The sequence below is a fragment of the Haloleucobacter albus genome (assembly GCF_052492075.1).
Genome location: NZ_JBQWAS010000029.1, coordinates 116,248 through 135,874, shown reverse-complemented (window position 1 = coordinate 135,874; position 19,627 = coordinate 116,248). Strand labels below are relative to the sequence as shown.

Here is a 19,627-nt window from a genome sequence, read left to right as displayed (position 1 = left end):
GAAAAGGGTCAGCTTGTGAGTGGCAGCGCGGCGCCCACGGCGCAATCGCGGCCAGCATCCTTGGCCTGATACAGACGCTTGTCCGCCAAGGCGAGCAGGTCCGTCAAGTTTTCCGCTTCCTGCATGGCGGTGGCAATGCCAAGGGAGAGGGTGATAGGGGCCATGGCGGGGGGCAAGGGCAGCGCCGTCATCTTCTGGCGCAGGCGGGCGGCAAGCTCCAGTGCGGCCCGTTCCGTCATGCCGGGTGCGAGTATGGCGAATTCATCTCCGCCATAACGCAATACATAATCTGACTGGCGCAACTCATGTTGCAGGGCCTGTGCCACATGGCGCAACACTTCATCGCCCATCTGGTGGCCATGCCGATCATTCACCTCCTTGAAGTGGTCAATATCCAGCATGATGAGGCTCAGGGGCTGGCTGGTTTGCCGGGCCAGCTCGATCTGCTCCTGTCCCAGTTGCTCAAACAGGCCGCGGTGGAGCACGTCTGTCAGCGGGTCACGTTGGGAAAGCTGGCGCAATTTTTCAAACCGCTGACGATAGGTGAGAGTATCGAACAGATCCGACAAGCGGCGCGTCTGGGTGGGAAGGCCGCGTTCAAACCGTTGCAGGAAGACGATTATCATCGCCGCATAGATAACGCTGGTGGCCATCTTGCCCAGCCAGGTGCCCAGACCCGCCGAAAAGGGCACATCATGCAGGATATGCAGGGCGGCGAAATAGGCGGCCTGATCGAAGCTGAGAACCAGCGCCAGTGTGAGCCAGATGGTGAAGATGGGCCAGTGGCGAAGTGGGCGCGAGAGATGCTCGTAAAGCAGGATCATGGCGATGCAGTCCACGAACAGCAGCACCGTGCTCCACAGCATCAGCACGCCGATGAGATCCAGAAAGGAGAGGGACTCGTCCAGGCCCGCGTCGGAAACCAGCACATGCTGCTGGAGGAGCAGGACCAAGCCTATGAAAATCAGATTACCCAGAAGCAGCCCATAAATAGGCTGGCGGGCAACGATTGCATCTTCGCGAATATAGACCAGCAACAGAAGCGCCAGCTTGCCGGCAAACAGAACGGATGAGCCCGGTGAGAGCGAGAGCCCGAACGGCAGGACAACATAATAGGAAACGGCAAGATAGGTCTCCATGAAATGGAGGCCGCCCAGCGCACAGAAAAAGGCTCCCAGCCCCAGGGTGCCGCGGATGCGGAACAAGGCCAGCATGGAGCCGAAATAAAGCAGAACTTCCGCCAGAAGCAGGAAGATGTTGAAAACCGTATCAGGAACCGCAAGCATTGCGTGTTCAACTTCTCCCAGAGTCTGTCGGATGTATCCGAATATGCTCCGTCCTGCCGGCTTTCCGCTGGGGAAGCAAGCCTTTATCATGCCGGAACATGGAGGCGTGTGAGGTGGCAGATTTCATCTTGTCGTGACGCGCGCAAGACCCGCCAGCGCACGATGGCAGGCAATCTTTTCATTCGTGTCATGGCGGAGATGCCATGCTGTTAGCGATGACAGGCTGTCCACAAGAAGAGCTTGCTCACAGGTTGAGGGGCATGGCTGCGCTAAATCTTTTCGACAAAGGTTTCCACAACCTTCTTCTCGCCAGCCTTGTCGAACTGAACGGTCAGCTTGTTGCCGTCAATGCCGGAGACATGGCCATAGCCGAACTTGATGTGGAACACCCGCTCGCCCTTGGAGAAAGCTGAGGACGGGGCGCTGGAGGAGGCCACCAATGTGCCTTCTATCACCATTGGGCCACCACGCCGCCCGCCAGTGCCGGATGTGCCCTTACTCCGCCGTTCCGAGCTGGTGCGATCCATGCGTTCGTGATCCATGCGCTCAAAGCCGCCTTCGCGCTGCTTCTGCGCCCGCTGCCAGCCCGGCGTGCCGTAGGAGGAGCCGGAAAAGGGCTCGGCCCGGTCAAACCGGCTGGCCCCATAGCTGCCACCGCCGCCATAGGAAGAGCCGCCCCAGCCGAAACCGCCCTTGCTTTCTTCCACCTGCACATGGTCGTTCGGCAATTCATCCAGGAAGCGGCTGGGCACGGTGGAGTTCCACAGCCCATGAATCCGCCGGTTGGACGCCAGATAAATGCGCGCCGAGGCCCGCGCCCGCGTGATGCCCACATAGGCCAGGCGGCGTTCTTCCTCCAGCCCGGCCTTGCCCTGCTCATCCAGTGCACGCTGATGGGGGAAGAGCCCTTCCTCCCAGCCGGGCAGAAACACCGTATCGAATTCCAGCCCCTTGGCTGAATGCAGGGTCATGATCTGCACCGCATCCTCACCGGGGCCCTTGTCCGTATCCATGACAAGGGAGATATGCTCCAGAAAACCGGGGAGATTCTCGAATGGCTCCATGGAGCGTACGAGTTCTTTCAGGTTTTCCAGCCGGCCGGCCGCCTCGGCGGAACGGTCCTTCTGCCACATCTCGGTATAGCCGCTTTCATCCAGAACGATCTCGGCCAGTTCCGTATGGGGCAGGGTGCGGGTCTGCTCGCGCCACCGCGCGAAGCTCTCCAACAGGCCGCGCAGGGTGTTGCGAGGCTTGGGTTTCAGCTCTTCGCTTTCCACCAGCAGGCGGGTCGCCTCCTGAAGCGGCACACCGGCCGAGCGGGCGACATCATGCACCAGCTTCATGGTGGCGTCGCCAATGCCGCGCTTGGGCACATTCACGATGCGCTCGAAAGCCAGATCATCGGACGGCGAGTTGACGCAGCGCAGATAGGCCAGTGCATCTCGGATTTCCGCCCGTTCATAGAAGCGCGGCCCGCCAATTACCCGGTAATTGAGCCCCAGCGTGATGAAGCGATCTTCAAACTCGCGCATCTGGAACGAGGCGCGCACCAGAATGGCGATCTGCGAGAGCGGATGCCCGGCGCGTTGCAGCGCCTCGATCTCATCGCCGATGGCACGGGCTTCCTCGCCGCTGTCCCACGCGCCGGTGACGGTGACCTTCTCGCCAAGATCCCCTTCGGAAAACAGGGTCTTGCCGAGCCGCCCATCATTATGCGCGATAAGATGGGAGGCCGCCGCCAGAATATGCCCGGTGGAGCGATAATTGCGTTCCAGCCGGATAACCTTCGCGCCGGGAAAGTCACTCTCGAAGCGCAGGATGTTATCCACCTCCGCCCCGCGCCAGCCATAGATGGACTGGTCATCATCACCCACGCAGCACACATTCCTTGAACCCTGCGCCAGAAGGCGGAGCCAGAGATATTGCGCGACGTTGGTATCCTGATACTCGTCCACCAGCAAATATTTGAACCGCTGGTGATATTCGGAGAGTACATCGGGATTTTCGCGGAACAGGCGAATGCCTTCCAGCAGCAAATCACCGAAATCCACCGCATTCAGGGCCTTCAGTCGGGCCTGATAGGCCATGTAAAGCGCAATGCCCTTGCCATTGGCGAAGGCGCCGCCTTCCCCGGCGGGCACATCCTTTGGTGAAAGGCCGCGGTTTTTCCAGCCGTCAATCAGGCCGGCCAGCATGCGGGCAGGCCAGCGCTTGTCGTCGATATTGTCCGCCGCCAGAAGTTGCTTGAGCAGGCGAAGCTGGTCATCCGTATCCAGAATGGTGAAGCCGCTTTTCAGCCCCACCAGCTCATGATGCCGGCGCAGGATGCGCACGCCAATGGCATGGAAGGTGCCGAGCCAGGGCATGCCCTCCACCTGATCGCCCACCATGGTGTGGATGCGTTCCTTCATCTCGCGCGCGGCCTTGTTGGTGAAGGTTACGGCGAGAATCTGCGAGGGCCAGGCGCGGCCGGAGGCCAGAATATGGGCGATGCGGGTGGTGAGCACTCGCGTTTTTCCGGTGCCGGCGCCAGCCAGTACCAGCAGCGGACCATCCAGCGTTTCCACCGCCTCGCGCTGTTCCGGGTTGAGGCCGGCAAGATAGGAGGGCGCCATGCCCTGTGCCGCATTTACGTCAGGTGCGACAGCGCCGCGCAGGCGTACGGCAATGCCGCCTGGGCGTGGTGCGGGGCGTTCGGGTGCGGGTTCCATGCGGCGTGGGTCTGCGGGAATGCTCAAAACGGAAGTCTCGTCTCGCCCCTGATTCTCGAATGAGAACAAAATGGCACCATGCGCACGGAATGGCGAGGGGCGCGGTCATTATGTGTGATCTGGCCAGCTTGTTTCCGCAGCCATGGCGGAACAAAGCCACCTTGCAGATGGGGATGGTGCAGGGTTTCCGCCAGTCCCTTGCGTCGTGTTCCTGACGCATGCGGCATGCAGGCGCTTGACATGGAGAGGTCTCCGGCCTCTTGCTTTGCTGATGCTGCCCCCTTTTTCATCCCTCCCTCCGGGTGGATCGCCCCTTTCTTCTCCGCCGCAAACCACGGATGTGCGCGCCCGGATGGAGATTGATACGCCGCATTCGCAGATTGTGCGTTTTGGTGCGGACAAACCCCTGAAGCTGGATGCCGGCGTTCTGCTGCCGCATTTGCAGATCGCCTATCAGACCTATGGCGCGCTGAACGCGGAGCGTTCCAATGCGGTGCTGGTGTGCCATGCCCTGACAGGGGATCAGCATGTGGCCAGCGACAATCCGGTGACGGGCAAACCCGGCTGGTGGGAAACCATGGTGGGGCCGGGCAAGCCTATTGATACGGATCGCTTTTTCGTCATCTGCTCCAATGTGCTGGGCGGCTGCATGGGGACGACGGGGCCATCATCCTTCAACCCGCAGACGCACCAGCCCTGGGGGCTGGAGATGCCTGTCGTCACTATTCGTGACATGGTGAACGCACAGGCCATGCTGGTTGATCATCTGGGCATTGAGACATTGCTGTGCGTGGCCGGGGGGTCCATGGGCGGCATGCAGGTGCTGCAATGGGCGGTGAGCTACCCTGAACGGGTCTTCTCCGTCATGCCCATTGCAACGGGCGCGCGCCATTCGGCCCAGAATATCGCCTTCCACGAGGTGGGCCGGCAGGCAGTGATGGCCGACCCGGACTGGCGCGGCGGGCGCTACATGCTGGAAGGGGTGACGCCGTATCGGGGCCTGGGGGTTGCCCGCATGGCCGCGCATGTCACCTATATGTCGGATCAGGCGCTGCACCGTAAATTCGGACGCCGTTTGCAGAACCGGGCCATGCCGACCTTCGGCTTCGATGCTGATTTTCAGGTGGAGAGCTATCTGCGCCATCAGGGCGAGGCTTTCGTGCAGCGTTTTGATGCCAATTCCTACCTCTATGTGACCCGCGCGATGGATTATTTCGATATTGCGGCGGAACATGATGGCGTGCTGGCCAATGCCTTCCGGGGCTCGAAGACACGCTTTTGCATTGTCTCCTTCACCTCGGACTGGCTGTTCCCCACTGCGGAATCGCGCATCATCGTGCATGCGCTGAATGCGGCTGGGGCCAATGTGTCCTTCACTGAGGTGGAGAGCGACAAGGGGCATGATGCCTTTCTGCTGGATGAGCCGGAACTGTTCGCCATCGCCCGTGGCTTTCTCGACAGTGCCGCCCGTGCACGCGGGCTTCCTGCGGCGGGGAGGAGCTGATATGGCGGACAGGCTTCTGGATGAAAGCGCCGTGCGCCAGCAGGGCGGGCGTGTGGATCTGGTGGTGGTGGCCGAGATGGTGGAGCCCGGCGCGCGCGTGCTGGATGTGGGCTCGGGCGACGGCGCGCTTCTGGAATTGCTGGCCACCACGCGCGGCTGTGATGCCCGTGGCATCGAACTGTCTCGCGAGGGGGTAAATGCGGGTGTGGCGCGGGGCCTCGCCATCATTCAGGGTGATGCGGATGTGGACCTCGCCCATTATCCCGATGATGCCTTTGATTATGTCATCCTCTCCCAGACATTGCAGGCCACCCGCCGCCCGCGCTGGGTGATGGAGCAGATGTTGCGGATCGGCCGGCGGGCCATCGTCTCTTTTCCCAATTTCGGCCATTGGCGTTCACGGCTGGACCTGCTGGTGAATGGCCGTATGCCGGTGACGGAGAACATGCCCTTCGCCTGGTATGAGACGCCGAATATTCATTTCTGCACCATCCGCGATTTTGTGGCGCTGGCGCAGGAGCTGGATGCAACGATAGAAAAAGCCGTGGCACTGGATTCGTCCGGTCTGCGGGTGCGTTTCAACATGCCTTGGTGGGTGTGGAACATGATGGGTGAGCAGGCGGTGTTTCTGCTTTCCCGCAAGGGTGAACGCAGGGTGGACGCTGAGGGATGATGCCGGGCATCATCTCCCTGCTGGGCATCACATTTGTGCTGGGTGGCGCGAGTGTGCTGGCCGCACTGAAAACCCGCGATACGCAATGGCCCTTCGCCCTGGGCTTCTTCACCCTCTTGCCAGTGACTGTGGTGCTGGCGGTGATGGGGCAGGGCGCGCCATGGCGGCGGGTGATGCTCTGCGCTCTGGTGGCGCTTTATGTGGGGCGCATGCTCTACACGCTGTTCTTCTGGTTTGGGGCCACGGGAGCCTCGAAGCTGAAGGCGGATATGGGCACCGGCGCGCTCATCGCCTTGCCGCTGGTGCTGGTTTTCGTCTTTGGCTGGCTCTATCCCCTGCCTTTCTTCTCCGCCATGAACCGGGCTGGCCCCTTTGATCTGTGGGATGGCGCAACACTTGTGCTGTATGGGCTGGGCACGTTTTTCCATTTTGGGGCAGATTACCAGAAATGGGCCTTTCGCCAGCGGCCGGAGAACAAGGGCCAATTGCTGCGCCGTGGCCTTTGGGGCCTGTCCCGTCACCCCAATTATTTCGGGGATTTCCTGATTTATCTGTCCTTCGCCTGCGCCTCGGTCTGGCCATGGGGGCTGGTGGCACCGCTGGTCAATCTGGCGCAATATTTCGCTGATGCCATGCCGAAGAATGAGAAAATGTCTGCCACGCATTACGGGGCGGCATGGCAGGATTATTGTCGGCAGGTGCCGCAATTTCTGCCCCGGCTCTGGCCTGTTTCCAACAAGGATGCTTCAGGGCGCTGAGGGCGGGGCCTGCTCCCCGGCCGGGGGCGTGGATGTACATGTGACGGATGACGCCTTCTGCGACACGGACACACGCCCCGCAGATGCGCCGCCCGGCACAAGGGCAGGTTCCAGCACAGGCACGAGGCGCGTTCGACGGACTGGAACCGGGCGATAGAGCTGCTTTGTCGCCTCCACCACCAGAGCGCCGGCAAATGGCAGGGACAAGCGCCCGCCAATACGTTCGACAGCGACAGCCGTGCGCAGGAACCAGCGGCTGGGCGGGGCATAAAGTGCTTCATCCCACCCCACAGGTGTGAAAAGCGCCTCTCGCAGCAGGCTCACCACTTGCCCGCGTGAGAAGGGGCGACCATTGCCGAAGGGCGTGGTATCCAGCCGGGCCCATACACCGCGCCGGTTCGGCACCACCGCCAGAAGCCGGCCGCCCGGTGAAAGCACGCGCCACACCTCGCGCAGCATGTCTTCGGCGTCAGATGTCATTTCGAGTGCATGCACCACAATCACCCTGTCCATGCTGGCGGTGGGCAAGGGCAGCAGCATTTCATCCACCAGCGCGGTGGCGGGCGGGCCTTCCGGTGGCCAGCGCACCACGCCCTGTGCCGCAGGCATCATGGCGATGCAGCGCTCGGCCTCGTCCTGAAAGACGCCGAGATAGGGCGTGGCATAGCCCAGCCCGAGGACGGCCATGCCTGTAACATCGTGAAACCGGCGACGAATGACACGTCCCAGCAAACGACGCGTCATCACGCCGAGGGGTTGCGCGTAAAAATTTCGCAGGTCCACAACATCAAGATACATGCGCGCTTTCCGGCTCCTGTTGTTGGCTTGTTGAAGAGAAGCTGTGATGGTTCCCGTTTATGATACACACAGCCTTCAGCAATAGCCCGTGGCATTGTTGTGTCGCGGATGCTTCGGCGGGCGGTTAGGCTGGCCCGCCTTCATCACTTCCGGGAGAATGCCTGTGCCTGCCATTGTCCGCCTTGTGCCCTGCCTGAGTGACAATTATGCGGTGCTGCTGCATGACGACACCAGCGGCGTCACCGCCATCATCGACGCCCCGGAAGCAGCCCCCATCATCGCTGCGGCTGAAGCGGAAGGCTGGACACCATCCATGGTGCTGGTCACGCATCACCATGCCGATCATGTGCAGGCCATTCCCGAGCTGAAGGCCCGTTATGATCTCACCATTGTGGGACCGAAGGCGGAGGGAGCATCCATTCCTGATCTTGATATCGCCGTCAGTGATGGCGATGAAGTGAAGGTTGGCGCGCTGGTGGCGCAGGTGCTTTCCGTGCCGGGCCATACAGCGGGCCATGCAGTGTATCTGTTTGCTTCCGAACAGCTGCTCTTCGCCGGGGATACTTTGTTTTCTCTCGGTTGCGGTCGCCCCTTCGAGTGTCCGCCCGCCGTGCTATGGCATTCTCTGGAGCGCCTGCGCAAACTGCCGGATGATGTGCGTCTTTATTGCGGCCATGAATATACGCAGGCCAATGCTCGCTTCGCTCTTTCGGTTGATCCGGGCAACGATATGCTGAAGACCATGGCGCAGGCGATTGATGCCCGCCGCGCGGCCGCAGAACCCACCTTGCCTTCGCTTCTGGGGCTGGAAAAGCAGACCAATCCCTTCCTTCGGGCGGATGATGCGGCGCTTGCCGCGCGGTTGGGCCTGGCGGGTGCCGCAGCAGAAGAGGTGTTTGCCGAGTTGCGGGCCCGCAAGAACAATTTCCGTGGCTGAGGAGGAGAAAAGATGAACACCGTGCAGCAGGATCTTTCCATACTGACGGCAGAAGAGATCATTGCCCGTCTTGAACTTCAGCCGCACCCCGAAGGGGGGCATTTTCGTGAAACCTTTCGCGATGTGGCGGCCGGTGGCGGGCGCGGGGCTTCAACCGCCATTTATTTCCTGTTGCGCGCCGAGGAGCGCTCGCACTGGCACAAGGTGGATGCGGTGGAGATGTGGCACTGGCATGCCGGTGCGCCGCTGAACTTGCACATCGCCGAAGGTGTATATGGGGAGGATGCGCGGCAGACCATGACATTGGGGCCGGCCCTTCATCAGAACCAGCGCCCGCAAGGCGTGGTGCCGGCTCATGCCTGGCAGGCGGCGGAAAGCCTGGGCGCGTGGACCCTTGTGGGGTGCACCGTTGCCCCGGCCTTCGAGTTCGCCGGTTTTGAACTGGCCCCGACCGGGTGGGAACCGGGCCGGAAGATCGGTTCTGAATAACTGGAGTTGTGCGCGCCGTCTGCGGTATTGTTCGTATGAGTGGGCCTTGAGAGAGGGCTTTCCTCAGCCGCTGACGGCGGAAAGGGAAAGAATATCCGGCGCAACCATATCTGCGGTTTCTTCCGCCCCCATCAGGGTCAACAGCTTGGCGCGGGCCCGGTTGACCCTGCTCTTGATGGTGCCCACCGCACAGCCGCAGACATTGGCCGCTTCTTCATAAGAGAGACCGGCCGCGCCCACCAGCACCAGCGCTTCGCGCTGGTCATCCGGCAGATGGGTGAGGGCTTCTTCCATGGATTTGAGGGTGAGCGCCCACTCCTGCTCGGGCCCGGCGTGGTGGCTCTGGCCGGCCAGATGGGCCAGCCCATCACTCTCGCGGCGGCGCTTGCGGATATCAGTATAAAAACTGTTGCGCAGAATGGTGAAGAGCCAGGCCCGCATATTGGTGCCGGGCTCGAATTTGTCGATATTGGAAAGCGCCTTGAGCAGGGTTTCCTGCACCAGATCATCCGCCTCGGAGCGGCCGCGTGTCAGCGCGCGGGCAAAGGCACGCAAGGCGGGCAGCAGGGCGACGACCTGATTGCGCGGGTCTTCCGCGCCTTCCGGGCCTTCACGCGGAGCGTGGCCAGCGGGGCTTGTTGCCCGTGCGCTGGGCGAGCGCGGAGTGGGCTTCTGCGCTGGCCCCTGCCGGGCTCCACTTTTCAAATGGGGCATGTGCGATGTCACGTCCATGGCCCTCCATCCATCTTCCTTCTGGAAGGTCTGTTCCCGTGGAAGGGATGGGCGGCGCCTCAATGGGGCGAAATGCCGCATATCCCTTCGCTCATGAACGATAGCAGAGCGCGGGATGACGCGGATTGCAAGTGTCTTTTACGTGACCATTCGGGGGCGGAAAGGCATTTTTCGGCTGCGTGCGACGCAGCAAAAAGATTTGTACAAACAATATGTAAGCGTGGATCTTCTCAATTTCGAATCAGAATGCCTCCTGATGTGAGAAGGGCTTGCCAGGCGAAGCGTTCCGCAATCCGTTATTGGGGGTGTGCGTACGTCATACACCACCTTCAGGAGGTGTCCGGGCGCGTATTGCTGCTGCGCATTCCGCCTTTTTGGCCGGCCTGGGCGGCAAGAGCGCGATCCCTTGAGAAGCTGCGGTCTTCATTCGCCACATTCTGTCCGCCTTTTCGGCCGGCCTCGGAGGCCAGAGATCGGTTACGGAAAAAGCTGCGCTTTTCCGCAGGCACGCTTTCTCCACCTTTACGGGCGATGGCGCGGCGCTTCTCCTCATCCATGGCGGCAAACCCACGGCGTGACGGGCTTTTTTCTTTAGCAGAAGCAGGCTGAGCGGTTCGGGGCTCTTCCGGCACATGCTGTGTCTTGGCCGCGCCGGCCTTTTTGCTGCCGGGGTGAGGGGCCGACCGAGTGGCGCTCACGGCCTTGCCTGCGGCTTTTCCCATGGCCTTGCTCCTTTTGCGGACATGGTGATGCGCAAACAACGTGGCGCGCCCTTTCAGGTTCCAGAAGCGCGCCGGATTGCGGTGCATGAGCGATCAGCCTTGGCTTTCCTGCGGGGGGAAAGAGGCGCAGATCATGCCGCAGGAGCCGCGCTGGGAGACGCAGAGAGAGCCGCCAAGCTGGCCGGCGAAACCCTGCGCCAGATCCGCCCGGTTCATGATGTGCCGCACCTCATCTGTCAGCTCTGGCCTATCTGCATTGGCATGGATTCCCACGCAGACCTGCAATTTGCCCTCCCGCATGGCGCCTTCCAGCATGAATTGCGCGGGTGATGAGGCCGCCAGAGGCAGCAGGTCCAGCACCAGTTCCGCCACCATCAGCGCCAGCGGCACGGCCATATCAGTGGAGAGGGGTGCATCTTCCACCTCGACGGAAAGGCGCATGGGCTGATCTGCGCTGTTCTCAAGCAGACCGGCCATTTCGCGCAGCAATTCACCCAGATGCACGCGGGAACCATCCATGGCTTCATGCAGAATGCGATGGACAAGGGCGAGCGTATTGATGCGGATACGCAGTTGCTCGAAGCGCTGGCGATCCTCGCCCGCATGCAGGCCCGCGCCATACAGGCTGATGAGGGAAACGACAATCTGTAAGCTGTTCTTGATGCGGTGGTGAATCTCGCGCACCAGAGCTGTCTTTTCCGCCAGATTGGCTCGCAATCGGGCATCACGCTGGCGGACGGCGCTGGCCATGTCTTCCACCGCATGGCCCAGAACGCGGAACTCACTGGGGGCGGATTTCAGCAGGGTGGGGCGAAAGCCATAATGGCCCTGCGCATAAACCGCCGTGACCCGTCGCAGATACAGCAGCCAGCGCAAAATGGTGCTGTCTATCGCCACCCAGAGCGCAATCAGGCTGAGCATGGCAATAAGCGCGGGCATGGCGAAACTGGTAAGCATGGTGAGCGCATTGCGGCGCATCAGCTTTTCCGTGGGCAGAGCAAAGGCGGCTGTCAATCCGTCCCGCCTCAGAGGCACAAGGGTCCAGCTCCAGAGCTGGCCGGCTTCATCCCGGCGTTCCATAACTTTTGGATATGCCTTCAGGATGCGAGGGGTGGGAAAAAGACGGAGCGTTCCAGCGGGCGCATTACTGGCCAGTTCTGTTCCATCGGTATCCAGCAGGGCGATAATGCCTTCCGGCGGCAGCAATTCCCGCTTCATATGTGTGCTGAGCCAATTGGTCTTGATTTCCATGGCCATCTGCCGGCCTGCCGGATCATCAAGAGGGAGAAGGCCCAGAAGGGTCGGTGCGCTATTTCCCAAGCGATGCAGGGAGAGGCCGGCCACAGGGGGGCGAGGTGTGGTGGAAGGCTCCGGCATTACGGGCTGAAAATCGGCGCGTGCGGAGCAGAGCGGGGTTCCGGCCTGATCGAGCAGGGCGATATTGCCGGCAAAGGGCAGGCCCGCCACAGCCCCCGCCAGTATATCTGCACAGCCTTCCGCAGCCTGCCTGATCGTGGGCAGGCGCGCCAGATTCGCAAGAGCCGAGCTGGCCGTGAGGAACACATCCTCCATCTGCCCGGCGGCTGAGGCTGCCCCGCGCAGCAAACGTTCCTGCGCAGCCTGTTCCCGGTTCTGCACCAAGGCAAGGCCCTGCGAAAAGGTGAGGATGGTGATGGGAGCGAGCGCGAGAACCAACACCAGAACCAGCCGGCGGCGCACACTATCCAACAGGTGACGGGGGCGGCCCATGGCCGAGGCGAAAATGGCATGTCGCTCACGATGTCGGGCGGGTCTGGCGGAGTTTCGCGCGTCTGGTCCTTGACCTGTCACCCACCCCTCCGCTGCTGTGCGACATGGCTATCGCCTTCATAATGCTGAAAAAGCCGGATGGTTCCATCAAGCAGGGCGTGAAGCCGGGAAGGTGTGGAACTTTTATGTTCTGGCCGCGTTGAAGCTTACAGACTGAATGCCTGCCAGTGCGGGGCGTTGTGGATGAGCGATGGCGGGTAAAGGAGACAGGATGCCCAATTCGTCCCTTGTGAAGCAGTTGCCGGCCTTGAGGCGCTATGCGCGCGCCTTGCTGGGGGCGCAGCAGGCCGGGGATGTGGCCGTGCGTGAGACGCTCGAAGCCATGCTGGATGGGCGCGTGGAGGTGGATGTGGATGCTTCGCCGCGTGTGGCGCTGTATCGCGCCTTTCATCAGTTGCGTATGGCGGGGCGTGATGGGACGGCCAGCACGGAGGGGCAGCCTGAACTGCGCGCGGATCAACGTCTGCAATCTCTGGAGCTGTCATCCCGCATGGCGTTTCTGCTGACAGCCATGGAAGGGTTCTCCTATGCCGAAACGGCCCGCATTCTGGGCCTGGGCATGGGGCAGGTGGAAGCGCAGGTGATGGCGGCGCAGAGCGATATTGATCGCCAGACGGCCACGCGCGTGCTCATTATCGAAGATGAGTGGCTCATTGCGCTGGATCTGAAAACACTGGTGGGTGAGCTGGGGCACGAGGTTGTTGGCGTGGCCCCCACACGTAGCCGTGCTGTGGAAATGGCGCGCGAAGGTGGATTTGGCCTTGTTCTGGCCGATATTCAGCTTGCTGATGGTTCGTCTGGAATTGATGCCGTGGGAGATATTCTTTCCAGCTTCAATGTTCCTGTCATCTTTATCACGGCTTTTCCTGATCGCCTCTTGACGGGAGAACGCCCCGAACCAACCTATCTGATAGCCAAGCCGTTCCTGAGCGAAACGGTGAAGGCCACCATTGCACAGGCGCTCTTCTTTCATGAGGCCGAGCGGGCTGTGGCAAAGGCGGGCTCCGCCGGGGCGCAAGAGATTGGCCGGTTTTCCTGAAGATGACCCAATGGAGGGTTTCATGGCCGATACTGCCGAGAACAACGTGACTTTGGACCATCTGCGCAAGGAACTGAGCCAGATGCGTGAAGAGCTGGCTCACATGCTGGAAAATGCCGGCGAGAGTGCTCGCACCAAGGCGAAGGAAACTGCGGAAAAGGCTGAGCATATGGCGGGCGAAGCCTCGCGTGTGGCGGGGCGGGGCTGCGGCGCGCTGAAGGAAACCGTGCGCGAGCAGCCGGTGACGGCCTGTGCCGTGGCCGCAGGTGTTGGCCTTCTTGTCGGCCTGTTGCTGCATCGTCGGTGATACTGGCGTTTCCGCCTGAGGTCTGGCTTTACTGTGAGGCCGGTGTGGAATGATCGCCTGACATGAGCCCTCGTGCCCTGTGGTGCGGGGGTTTTGTTTGTGTGTGGTTGCGGGCTTACGCCTCTGGGTGGGGGGGCTGAATGCCCATGCTGCACAAGGCGTTGCGCAGGCTGGCTCCGCTGTAGGGCTTATCCAGCCGGAAGATGGCGGAGAGGTTGCTGAACTCCTCCTCCAGTTCCGCCCATGCGTGACCACTGGCGATGATGATGGGCAAGGTGGGGGCAAGGTCGCGCAGTGCCTGCACTACTTTAGTACCAGACATATCGGGCAGGCCGACATCTACAATGGCCAGCATGAAGGGGCCGCAATGTTGCGGCGTTTCTGGCGCAGCACCTGCTGGGCAGGGTGCAGCCAAAGCGGATGATGAAGAGGCGCTGTGCGCGCTGCGCACATGATGAAGAGCTGCCGCGCCATGAGGCGCAGTGGTGACATGAAAGCCCATATCTTCCAGCGCATGGCGGGCGGCGAGCGCCACGATGGGGTCATCCTCCACCAGAAGAATGGCTTCGCGCCCACTTGCCCCGGCCTCCACGGCACATCTCCCCCTTGTTTGCCTCCAGAAAGGCCGCTGACGGGTGTGCTGCGTATTTTAGCGGTGCACTCACGCCTGATGGCCGGAGGCATCATGGCCATCTTTCCAGCCAGGGGGAAGGGCCGGAAGGCGGACCGGGAGATGAAGCAGACATGAAAAAGGGCCGGACCCATGGCCCAGCCCTTATGATTAAGGTCCATTCCGCAGCGTGGTGGCTGTCGGAAGAGAGAACTCAGAGCATGGCCGGCAGAACCCGATCCGGCGGGCGATGGCCATCCATGAAAGTCTTGATGTTCACAATGACCTTTTCGCCCATATCCACGCGGCCTTCCAGCGTGGCGGAGCCAAGATGCGGCAACAGCACCACCTTGCCCTGACGGGCGAGGCGCACCAGCTTGGGATTCACGGCCGGTTCCTGCTCGAACACATCCAGACCTGCGCCGGCAATGTCACCGGATTCGATCAGACGGGCGAGGGCGCTTTCGTCGATCACTTCACCGCGCGCGGTGTTCACCACGAAGGCTTCCGGCTTCAGCAGCTTGAGGCGACGCGCGGAAAGCAGATGGAATGTGGCCGGCGTATGCGGGCAGTTGATGGAAACGATATCCATCCGGGCCAGCATCTGGTCGAGGCTGTCCCAATAGGTGGCGTCCAGCGTCTCTTCCACGGCGTGCGGCAGACGGTGGCGATTGTGATAGTGGATCTGGAGGCCGAAAGCCTTGGCGCGCCGGGCGACAGCCTGCCCGATGCGCCCCATGCCGATGATGCCAAGGCGCTTGCCCCAGATACGACGGCCGAGCATCCATGTCGGCGACCAGCCGGCCCAGTCCTCGCCTTCATTGGTCATCACCTGCGCGCCTTCCGCGATGCGGCGCGGCACGGCGATGATGAGACCCATGGTGAGGTCCGCCGTATCCTCGGTGAGAACACCGGGCGTATTGGTGACGGTGATGCCCCGGTTGAGGGCGGTGGCCACGTCGATATGGTCCACACCATTGGAGAAGGAAGCGATCAGGCGGAGATTCTCTCCAGCCTGGGACAGCACAGCCGAATCAATCCGGTCCGTCACTGTCGGCACAAGCACGTCGGCTTCCTTCACAGCCTGAACAAGCGCGGCCTGATCCATAGGGGTATCATCGACGTTCAGACGTGCGTCGAAGAGTTCCCGCATACGCGTTTCCACCGATTCCGGCAGTTTGCGTGTGACGACGACCAGCGGTTTGCGGCGCACCATGGGCACTCCCCCATTCCCCATTTTTTAACCGTTCTCCCCCGTCTATCAGACAGGCGGGGAAACACAAAGCGCCCTTTCGCACTGCGGTCTTGACGAAGCGCGGGTGCAGGCGCACTTCCCCACGGTGTAAAACACTGTGAAAGGACAGAGCTGATGTTGCCGATGGCGCGACCTTTGGGCCTGCGAAGCCTTGCCATTCTTGCACTTGCTTTCGCGGTGACCGCTGGCGCGGACAAGCCGGCGGAGGCTGCGGGCAACAGTGTAACCGGCTTGCCTGTGCCACGCTTCGTTTCACTAAAGGCGGACAAGGTTAATGTGCGCAATGGCCCGAACCGGAACCACGATGTGGCCTGGATTTTTTCCCGCGCGGGCCTTCCCGTTGAAGTAACAGCGGAATTTGAAACCTGGCGGCGCATTCGTGATTCTGATGGATCGGAGGGCTGGGTGTATCACTCATTGTTGTCCTCCCGCCGCACGGCCTTGATCGCCCCCTGGAAGAAAGAGGGTACCGTGCCGCTGCGGGATGAACCGGCGGAAACGGCCGAAGTTGTCGCCCAGCTTGAACCGGGTGTGCTGGGCACGGTGAGGGAATGCAACGGCAAATTCTGCTATCTGGAGGGCAAGGGTTTTGAGGGCTATGTGGCCCAGCCCGAGCTATTTGGTGTCTATCCTGACGAAAAGATCGAGTGACGCAAAATTGCGTGATGCGAAGGCCCGGCCAAACAGGCCGGGCTACTCCGCAAATGGCGCGTTCATGCGCTGCAAAGGCAGGGACAATCCCCTGAAAGGCTTGTTTGGCGCGTCATGCTCGGGCATCGTGCGCCCCATATGAAAGGGGCACCGCCCGGCGCGTGATTGCGCGTGCGCTGTTGCCTTCCCGCCCCCTTTGCCTTGTCCGGTGCGTGCTGGTTGAGCCTGACACTTCAGGCCCGGCAGGCGCGCTCGCCCGGAATGCCGAACTGGAAAGCCGATGTCCCCACATCCCCGCCCCATCAAGCCCGGTGACCATGTGTTTCTGGTGGATGGCTCGTCCTTCGTGTTCCGGGCCTATTTCCAGTCCATCAATCAGGACAGGAAATATAATTTCCGCTCGGACAGGCTGCCGACAGGGGCGGTGCGGCTGTTCTGCAACAAGCTGTTCCAGTTTGTGCGCGAAGGGGCGATGGGCATTCGCCCCACCCATATGGCGATTATCTTCGACAAGTCGGAGGCCTCCTTCCGCAAGGAGCTTTATCCACAATACAAGGCCAATCGTCCGCCGCCGCCAGATGAGTTGATTCCCCAGTTTCCCCTGATGCGGGAGGCGGTGCGCGCCTTCGGCCTTATTCCCGTGGAGCAGGCGCGTTACGAGGCGGATGACCTGATCGCCACCTATGCCCGGCAGGCTACGGCAGCCGGGGCCGATGTGCTGGTGGTTTCCGCTGACAAGGATCTGATGCAGATCGTTGGCCCCAAGGTGGGGATGTATGATCCGGCCTCGGGCGAGAATGGCCGGGCGGGCGCGCGGCCGGAGCGCCGCATCGGTGTGGCCGAGGTGGAAGAGTATTTCGGCGTGGGCCCGGAGCAGGTCACCGATGTGCAGGCGCTGGCGGGAGATTCCACCGATAATGTGCCCGGCGTGCCCGGTATCGGTATCAAGACGGCGGCGACCCTGATCCGGGAATTCGGGGATCTGGAGACATTGCTGGCGAAGGCGGAAACCATCAAGCAGCCCAAGCGTCGCCAGTCCCTGATCGAGAATGCGGAGGCCGCGCGCATCTCCAAGACCCTCGTGACCCTGGTGCAGGATGTGGACGTGGAGGTGCCGCTTGAGGATCTGGTGCTGGAAGCGCCGAATCCGACCCATCTGGTCGCCTTCCTCAAGGCCATGGAGTTCACCACCATCACCCGGCGTGTGGCGGAAGCCTATGAGGTGGATGCCGGCGCGGTGGACCCGGATTCGAAACTGGCCCCGGATGGCGGCCTGTTTACACCCGGCGATGAAACTGTGGCGCAGTCAAACCCAGGCAAGGCCGAAAAGCCGGCAGAGCAGGCCGCGGGCAGGGATGGGGCCGCAGAGATTGGCGAGCAGGTGATGACGCCTTCCGCGCTGGCCCAGTCCCGCGCTCAGCAGGCGCGCGCCTTGCCGGTGGACCACAAGACATACGCCACCCTCACCACGCCGCAGGAGCTTGAAGCATGGTGCACTCGGGCCATGGATCAGGGTGTGGTGGCCTTCGATACCGAAACCACATCACTGGACCCGATGTCGGCCGATCTGGTCGGCGTTTCGCTGGCCCTCGCGCCGGGTGAGGCCTGCTACATTCCCCTTGGCCATCGCGGTGGGGAAGGGCTGTTCAGCGACGGGCTTCTTGGTGGCCAGATTCCGATGGAAGAGGCGCTGAAGCTGCTGCGCCCCATGCTGGAGGACAAGGGCACCCTCAAGATCGGCCAGAATGTGAAATATGACCAGTTGGTGCTGAAGCGTCATGGCATCACGGTGGAGCCGGTCGATTGCACCATGTGCATCTCCTATGATCTGGATGCAGGGCGTCATAATCACGGCATGGATGATCTTTCCGTTCGCCATCTGGGGCACACGCCAATTGCCTTTACGGAAGTGGTTGGCAAGGGCAAGGCGCAGATCACCTTCGACAAGGTTTCGATCGAGGCGGCCTCCGGCTATGCGGCGGAAGATGCGGATGTGACCTTCCGCCTGTGGCAGGTGCTGAAACCGCGTCTGGTGGCAGAAGGCAAAACCACCGTTTATGAAACGCTGGAGCGCCCGCTCATTCCCGTGCTGGTGCGCATGGAGGAGCGGGGCATCTCCATTGACAAGGCCCTGCTGGCGCGCCTGTCTTCGGAGTTTGCCCAGAAGGCGGCAGGCATCGAGGCCGAGATATGTGAGCTGGCGGGCGAGAAGATCAATGTCGGCAGCCCCAAGCAGATCGGTGAAATCCTGTTCGGCAAGCTGGGCTTGCCCGGTGGCAGCAAGACGGCGACGGGGGCGTGGTCCACGCGCGCCAATGTGCTGGAAGATTTGGCGGAGCAGGGGCACACACTGCCGCAGAAAATTCTGGAATGGCGTCAGCTTTCCAAGCTGCGCTCAACCTATACGGATGCGCTGCCCAATTATGTGAATGCGCAGACCCAGCGTGTGCACACCTCCTATGCGCTGGCGGCCACTACCACAGGCCGGCTCTCCTCTTCTGATCCGAACGTGCAGAATATTCCCGTGCGCACCGAAGAAGGCCGGCGCATTCGCCGCGCTTTTGTGGCCGCGCCGGGCCATCTGCTGCTCTCTGCGGATTATTCGCAGATTGAGCTACGCCTTCTGGCGGAGATCGCCGATATCGAGGTGTTGCGGCAGGCTTTCAAGGAGGGGTTGGATATTCACGCCATGACGGCATCCGAGATTTTCGGCGTGCCGGTGAAGGATATGCCCGCCGAGGTGCGCCGACGGGCCAAGGCGATCAATTTCGGCATCATCTATGGCATTTCGGCCTTCGGGCTGGCCAACCAGCTTGGCATTCCGCGTGAGGAGGCCGGGCAATATATCAAGCGCTATTTCGAGCGCTTCCCCGGCATTCGCGATTATATGGAGGAGACGAAAGTCTTCTGCCGCGAGCATGGTTATGTGGAAACGCTGTTTGGCCGGCGTTGCCATTATCCCGATATTGCGGCCAAGAACCCCTCCATCCGGGCCTTCAATGAGCGCGCGGCTATCAATGCCCGGTTGCAGGGCACGGCGGCGGATATTATTCGCCGCGCCATGATCCGCATGGAACCGGCACTGGATGAGGCCGGGCTGAAGGCGCGCATGCTGTTGCAGGTGCATGACGAACTGGTGTTCGAGGTGCCGGAGGGTGAGGCGGAAAAAACCATTCCCGTGGTGCAGCAGGTGATGGAAGGGGCGGCGGCCCCGGCCGTACAGCTTGTTGTGCCCCTGGAGGTGGAAGCCCGCGCGGCCCGGAACTGGGATGAAGCACATTAAATAGCAAATTATAGATGTGATTTAATTTAATCTCATTTTTTCGTGTTGAATTTCTGAAAACGT

Annotated in this window: 17 protein-coding genes; 9 read left to right on the top strand and 8 right to left on the bottom strand. The window is 61.5% G+C overall.

Annotated elements, in window-relative coordinates; all coding sequences use genetic code 11:
• Nucleotides 1–8 precede the first annotated feature (8 nt).
• Both ACT6QH_RS13105 and ACT6QH_RS13100 read right to left on the bottom strand, forming a co-directional pair.
• On the bottom strand, nucleotides 9–1,286 hold the full coding sequence (locus ACT6QH_RS13105; RefSeq protein ID WP_444975267.1) for a GGDEF domain-containing protein: 1,278 nt from the start codon (nucleotides 1,284–1,286) through the stop codon (nucleotides 9–11).
• A 269-nt stretch (nucleotides 1,287–1,555) separates the two neighbouring features.
• Nucleotides 1,556–3,997, bottom strand: coding sequence for an ATP-dependent helicase (locus ACT6QH_RS13100; protein WP_444975266.1), 2,442 nt, complete (start codon nucleotides 3,995–3,997; stop codon nucleotides 1,556–1,558).
• A 352-nt stretch (nucleotides 3,998–4,349) separates the two neighbouring features.
• Here ACT6QH_RS13100 and metX point away from each other — a divergent pair, with 352 nt between their 5' ends.
• From metX to ACT6QH_RS13085, 3 genes are read left to right on the top strand one after another with little or no spacing between them, the layout of a single operon-like run.
• Entirely contained in the window at nucleotides 4,350–5,501 is a 1,152-nt protein-coding gene (gene metX, locus ACT6QH_RS13095) for a homoserine O-acetyltransferase MetX (protein WP_444975265.1), read from the top strand.
• A 1-nt stretch (nucleotide 5,502) separates the two neighbouring features.
• Nucleotides 5,503–6,174: a methionine biosynthesis protein MetW gene (metW, locus tag ACT6QH_RS13090; protein WP_444975264.1), complete on the top strand. Its 672-nt coding sequence runs from the start codon at nucleotides 5,503–5,505 to the stop codon at nucleotides 6,172–6,174.
• On the top strand, nucleotides 6,171–6,932 hold the full coding sequence (locus ACT6QH_RS13085; protein WP_444975263.1) for a DUF1295 domain-containing protein: 762 nt from the start codon (nucleotides 6,171–6,173) through the stop codon (nucleotides 6,930–6,932). Before metW ends, ACT6QH_RS13085 begins: the two co-directional genes overlap by 4 nt.
• Here the strand turns inward: ACT6QH_RS13085 and ACT6QH_RS13080 are convergent.
• A complete protein-coding gene (locus tag ACT6QH_RS13080; RefSeq protein WP_444975262.1) occupies nucleotides 6,921–7,730 on the bottom strand; it encodes a class I SAM-dependent methyltransferase in 810 nt (269 codons plus the stop codon). The genes ACT6QH_RS13085 and ACT6QH_RS13080 overlap by 12 nt on opposite strands.
• Before the next feature lie 163 nt (nucleotides 7,731–7,893).
• On the opposite strand from ACT6QH_RS13080, the gene gloB reads away from it, so the two are divergent.
• The gene (gene gloB / locus ACT6QH_RS13075; RefSeq protein ID WP_444975261.1) at nucleotides 7,894–8,667 is read left to right on the top strand and encodes a hydroxyacylglutathione hydrolase; all 774 of its coding nucleotides are present in this window, start codon (nucleotides 7,894–7,896) and stop codon (nucleotides 8,665–8,667) included.
• Between the two features lie 12 nt (nucleotides 8,668–8,679).
• The gene (locus tag ACT6QH_RS13070) at nucleotides 8,680–9,156 is read left to right on the top strand and encodes a cupin domain-containing protein (protein ID WP_444975260.1); all 477 of its coding nucleotides are present in this window, start codon (nucleotides 8,680–8,682) and stop codon (nucleotides 9,154–9,156) included.
• A 63-nt stretch (nucleotides 9,157–9,219) separates the two neighbouring features.
• Here ACT6QH_RS13070 and ACT6QH_RS13065 read toward each other — a convergent pair whose 3' ends face one another.
• The 3 genes from ACT6QH_RS13065 to ACT6QH_RS13055 all read right to left on the bottom strand — a co-directional run bounded on the left by ACT6QH_RS13065 (nucleotide 9,220) and on the right by ACT6QH_RS13055 (nucleotide 12,440).
• Nucleotides 9,220–9,888, bottom strand: coding sequence for a sigma-70 family RNA polymerase sigma factor (locus ACT6QH_RS13065; protein WP_444975259.1), 669 nt, complete (start codon nucleotides 9,886–9,888; stop codon nucleotides 9,220–9,222).
• A gap of 329 nt (nucleotides 9,889–10,217) precedes the next feature.
• Nucleotides 10,218–10,610 (bottom strand): con-10 family general stress protein, encoded by a 393-nt coding sequence (locus tag ACT6QH_RS13060; RefSeq protein ID WP_444975258.1) that lies wholly within the window; start codon nucleotides 10,608–10,610, stop codon nucleotides 10,218–10,220.
• 93 nt (nucleotides 10,611–10,703) lie between these two features.
• Nucleotides 10,704–12,440: a histidine kinase dimerization/phosphoacceptor domain -containing protein gene (locus ACT6QH_RS13055; protein WP_444975257.1), complete on the bottom strand. Its 1,737-nt coding sequence runs from the start codon at nucleotides 12,438–12,440 to the stop codon at nucleotides 10,704–10,706.
• A gap of 190 nt (nucleotides 12,441–12,630) precedes the next feature.
• On the opposite strand from ACT6QH_RS13055, the gene ACT6QH_RS13050 reads away from it, so the two are divergent.
• Both ACT6QH_RS13050 and ACT6QH_RS13045 read left to right on the top strand, forming a co-directional pair.
• Nucleotides 12,631–13,458, top strand: a complete 828-nt coding sequence (locus tag ACT6QH_RS13050) for a response regulator (protein WP_444975256.1) — start codon at nucleotides 12,631–12,633, stop codon at nucleotides 13,456–13,458.
• Nucleotides 13,459–13,480: 22 nt separating this feature from the next.
• Complete coding sequence (locus ACT6QH_RS13045) at nucleotides 13,481–13,765, top strand: glycine zipper domain-containing protein (protein WP_444975255.1); 285 nt, start codon at nucleotides 13,481–13,483, stop codon at nucleotides 13,763–13,765.
• Nucleotides 13,766–13,880: 115 nt separating this feature from the next.
• Here ACT6QH_RS13045 and ACT6QH_RS13040 read toward each other — a convergent pair whose 3' ends face one another.
• Together ACT6QH_RS13040 and ACT6QH_RS13035 are read right to left on the bottom strand one after the other, a co-directional pair.
• On the bottom strand, nucleotides 13,881–14,357 hold the full coding sequence (locus ACT6QH_RS13040; protein WP_444975254.1) for a response regulator: 477 nt from the start codon (nucleotides 14,355–14,357) through the stop codon (nucleotides 13,881–13,883).
• A gap of 232 nt (nucleotides 14,358–14,589) precedes the next feature.
• Nucleotides 14,590–15,591 carry a 2-hydroxyacid dehydrogenase gene (locus tag ACT6QH_RS13035; protein ID WP_444975253.1) on the bottom strand — a complete coding sequence of 334 codons (1,002 nt, stop codon included), beginning with the start codon at nucleotides 15,589–15,591 and terminating at the stop codon, nucleotides 14,590–14,592.
• Nucleotides 15,592–15,753: 162 nt separating this feature from the next.
• Between ACT6QH_RS13035 and ACT6QH_RS13030 the strand changes: the two genes are divergently transcribed.
• Both ACT6QH_RS13030 and polA read left to right on the top strand, forming a co-directional pair.
• The gene (locus ACT6QH_RS13030) at nucleotides 15,754–16,281 is read left to right on the top strand and encodes an SH3 domain-containing protein (protein ID WP_444975252.1); all 528 of its coding nucleotides are present in this window, start codon (nucleotides 15,754–15,756) and stop codon (nucleotides 16,279–16,281) included.
• A gap of 280 nt (nucleotides 16,282–16,561) precedes the next feature.
• A complete protein-coding gene (polA, locus tag ACT6QH_RS13025) occupies nucleotides 16,562–19,564 on the top strand; it encodes a DNA polymerase I (RefSeq protein ID WP_444975251.1) in 3,003 nt (1,000 codons plus the stop codon).
• Nucleotides 19,565–19,627 lie beyond the last annotated feature (63 nt).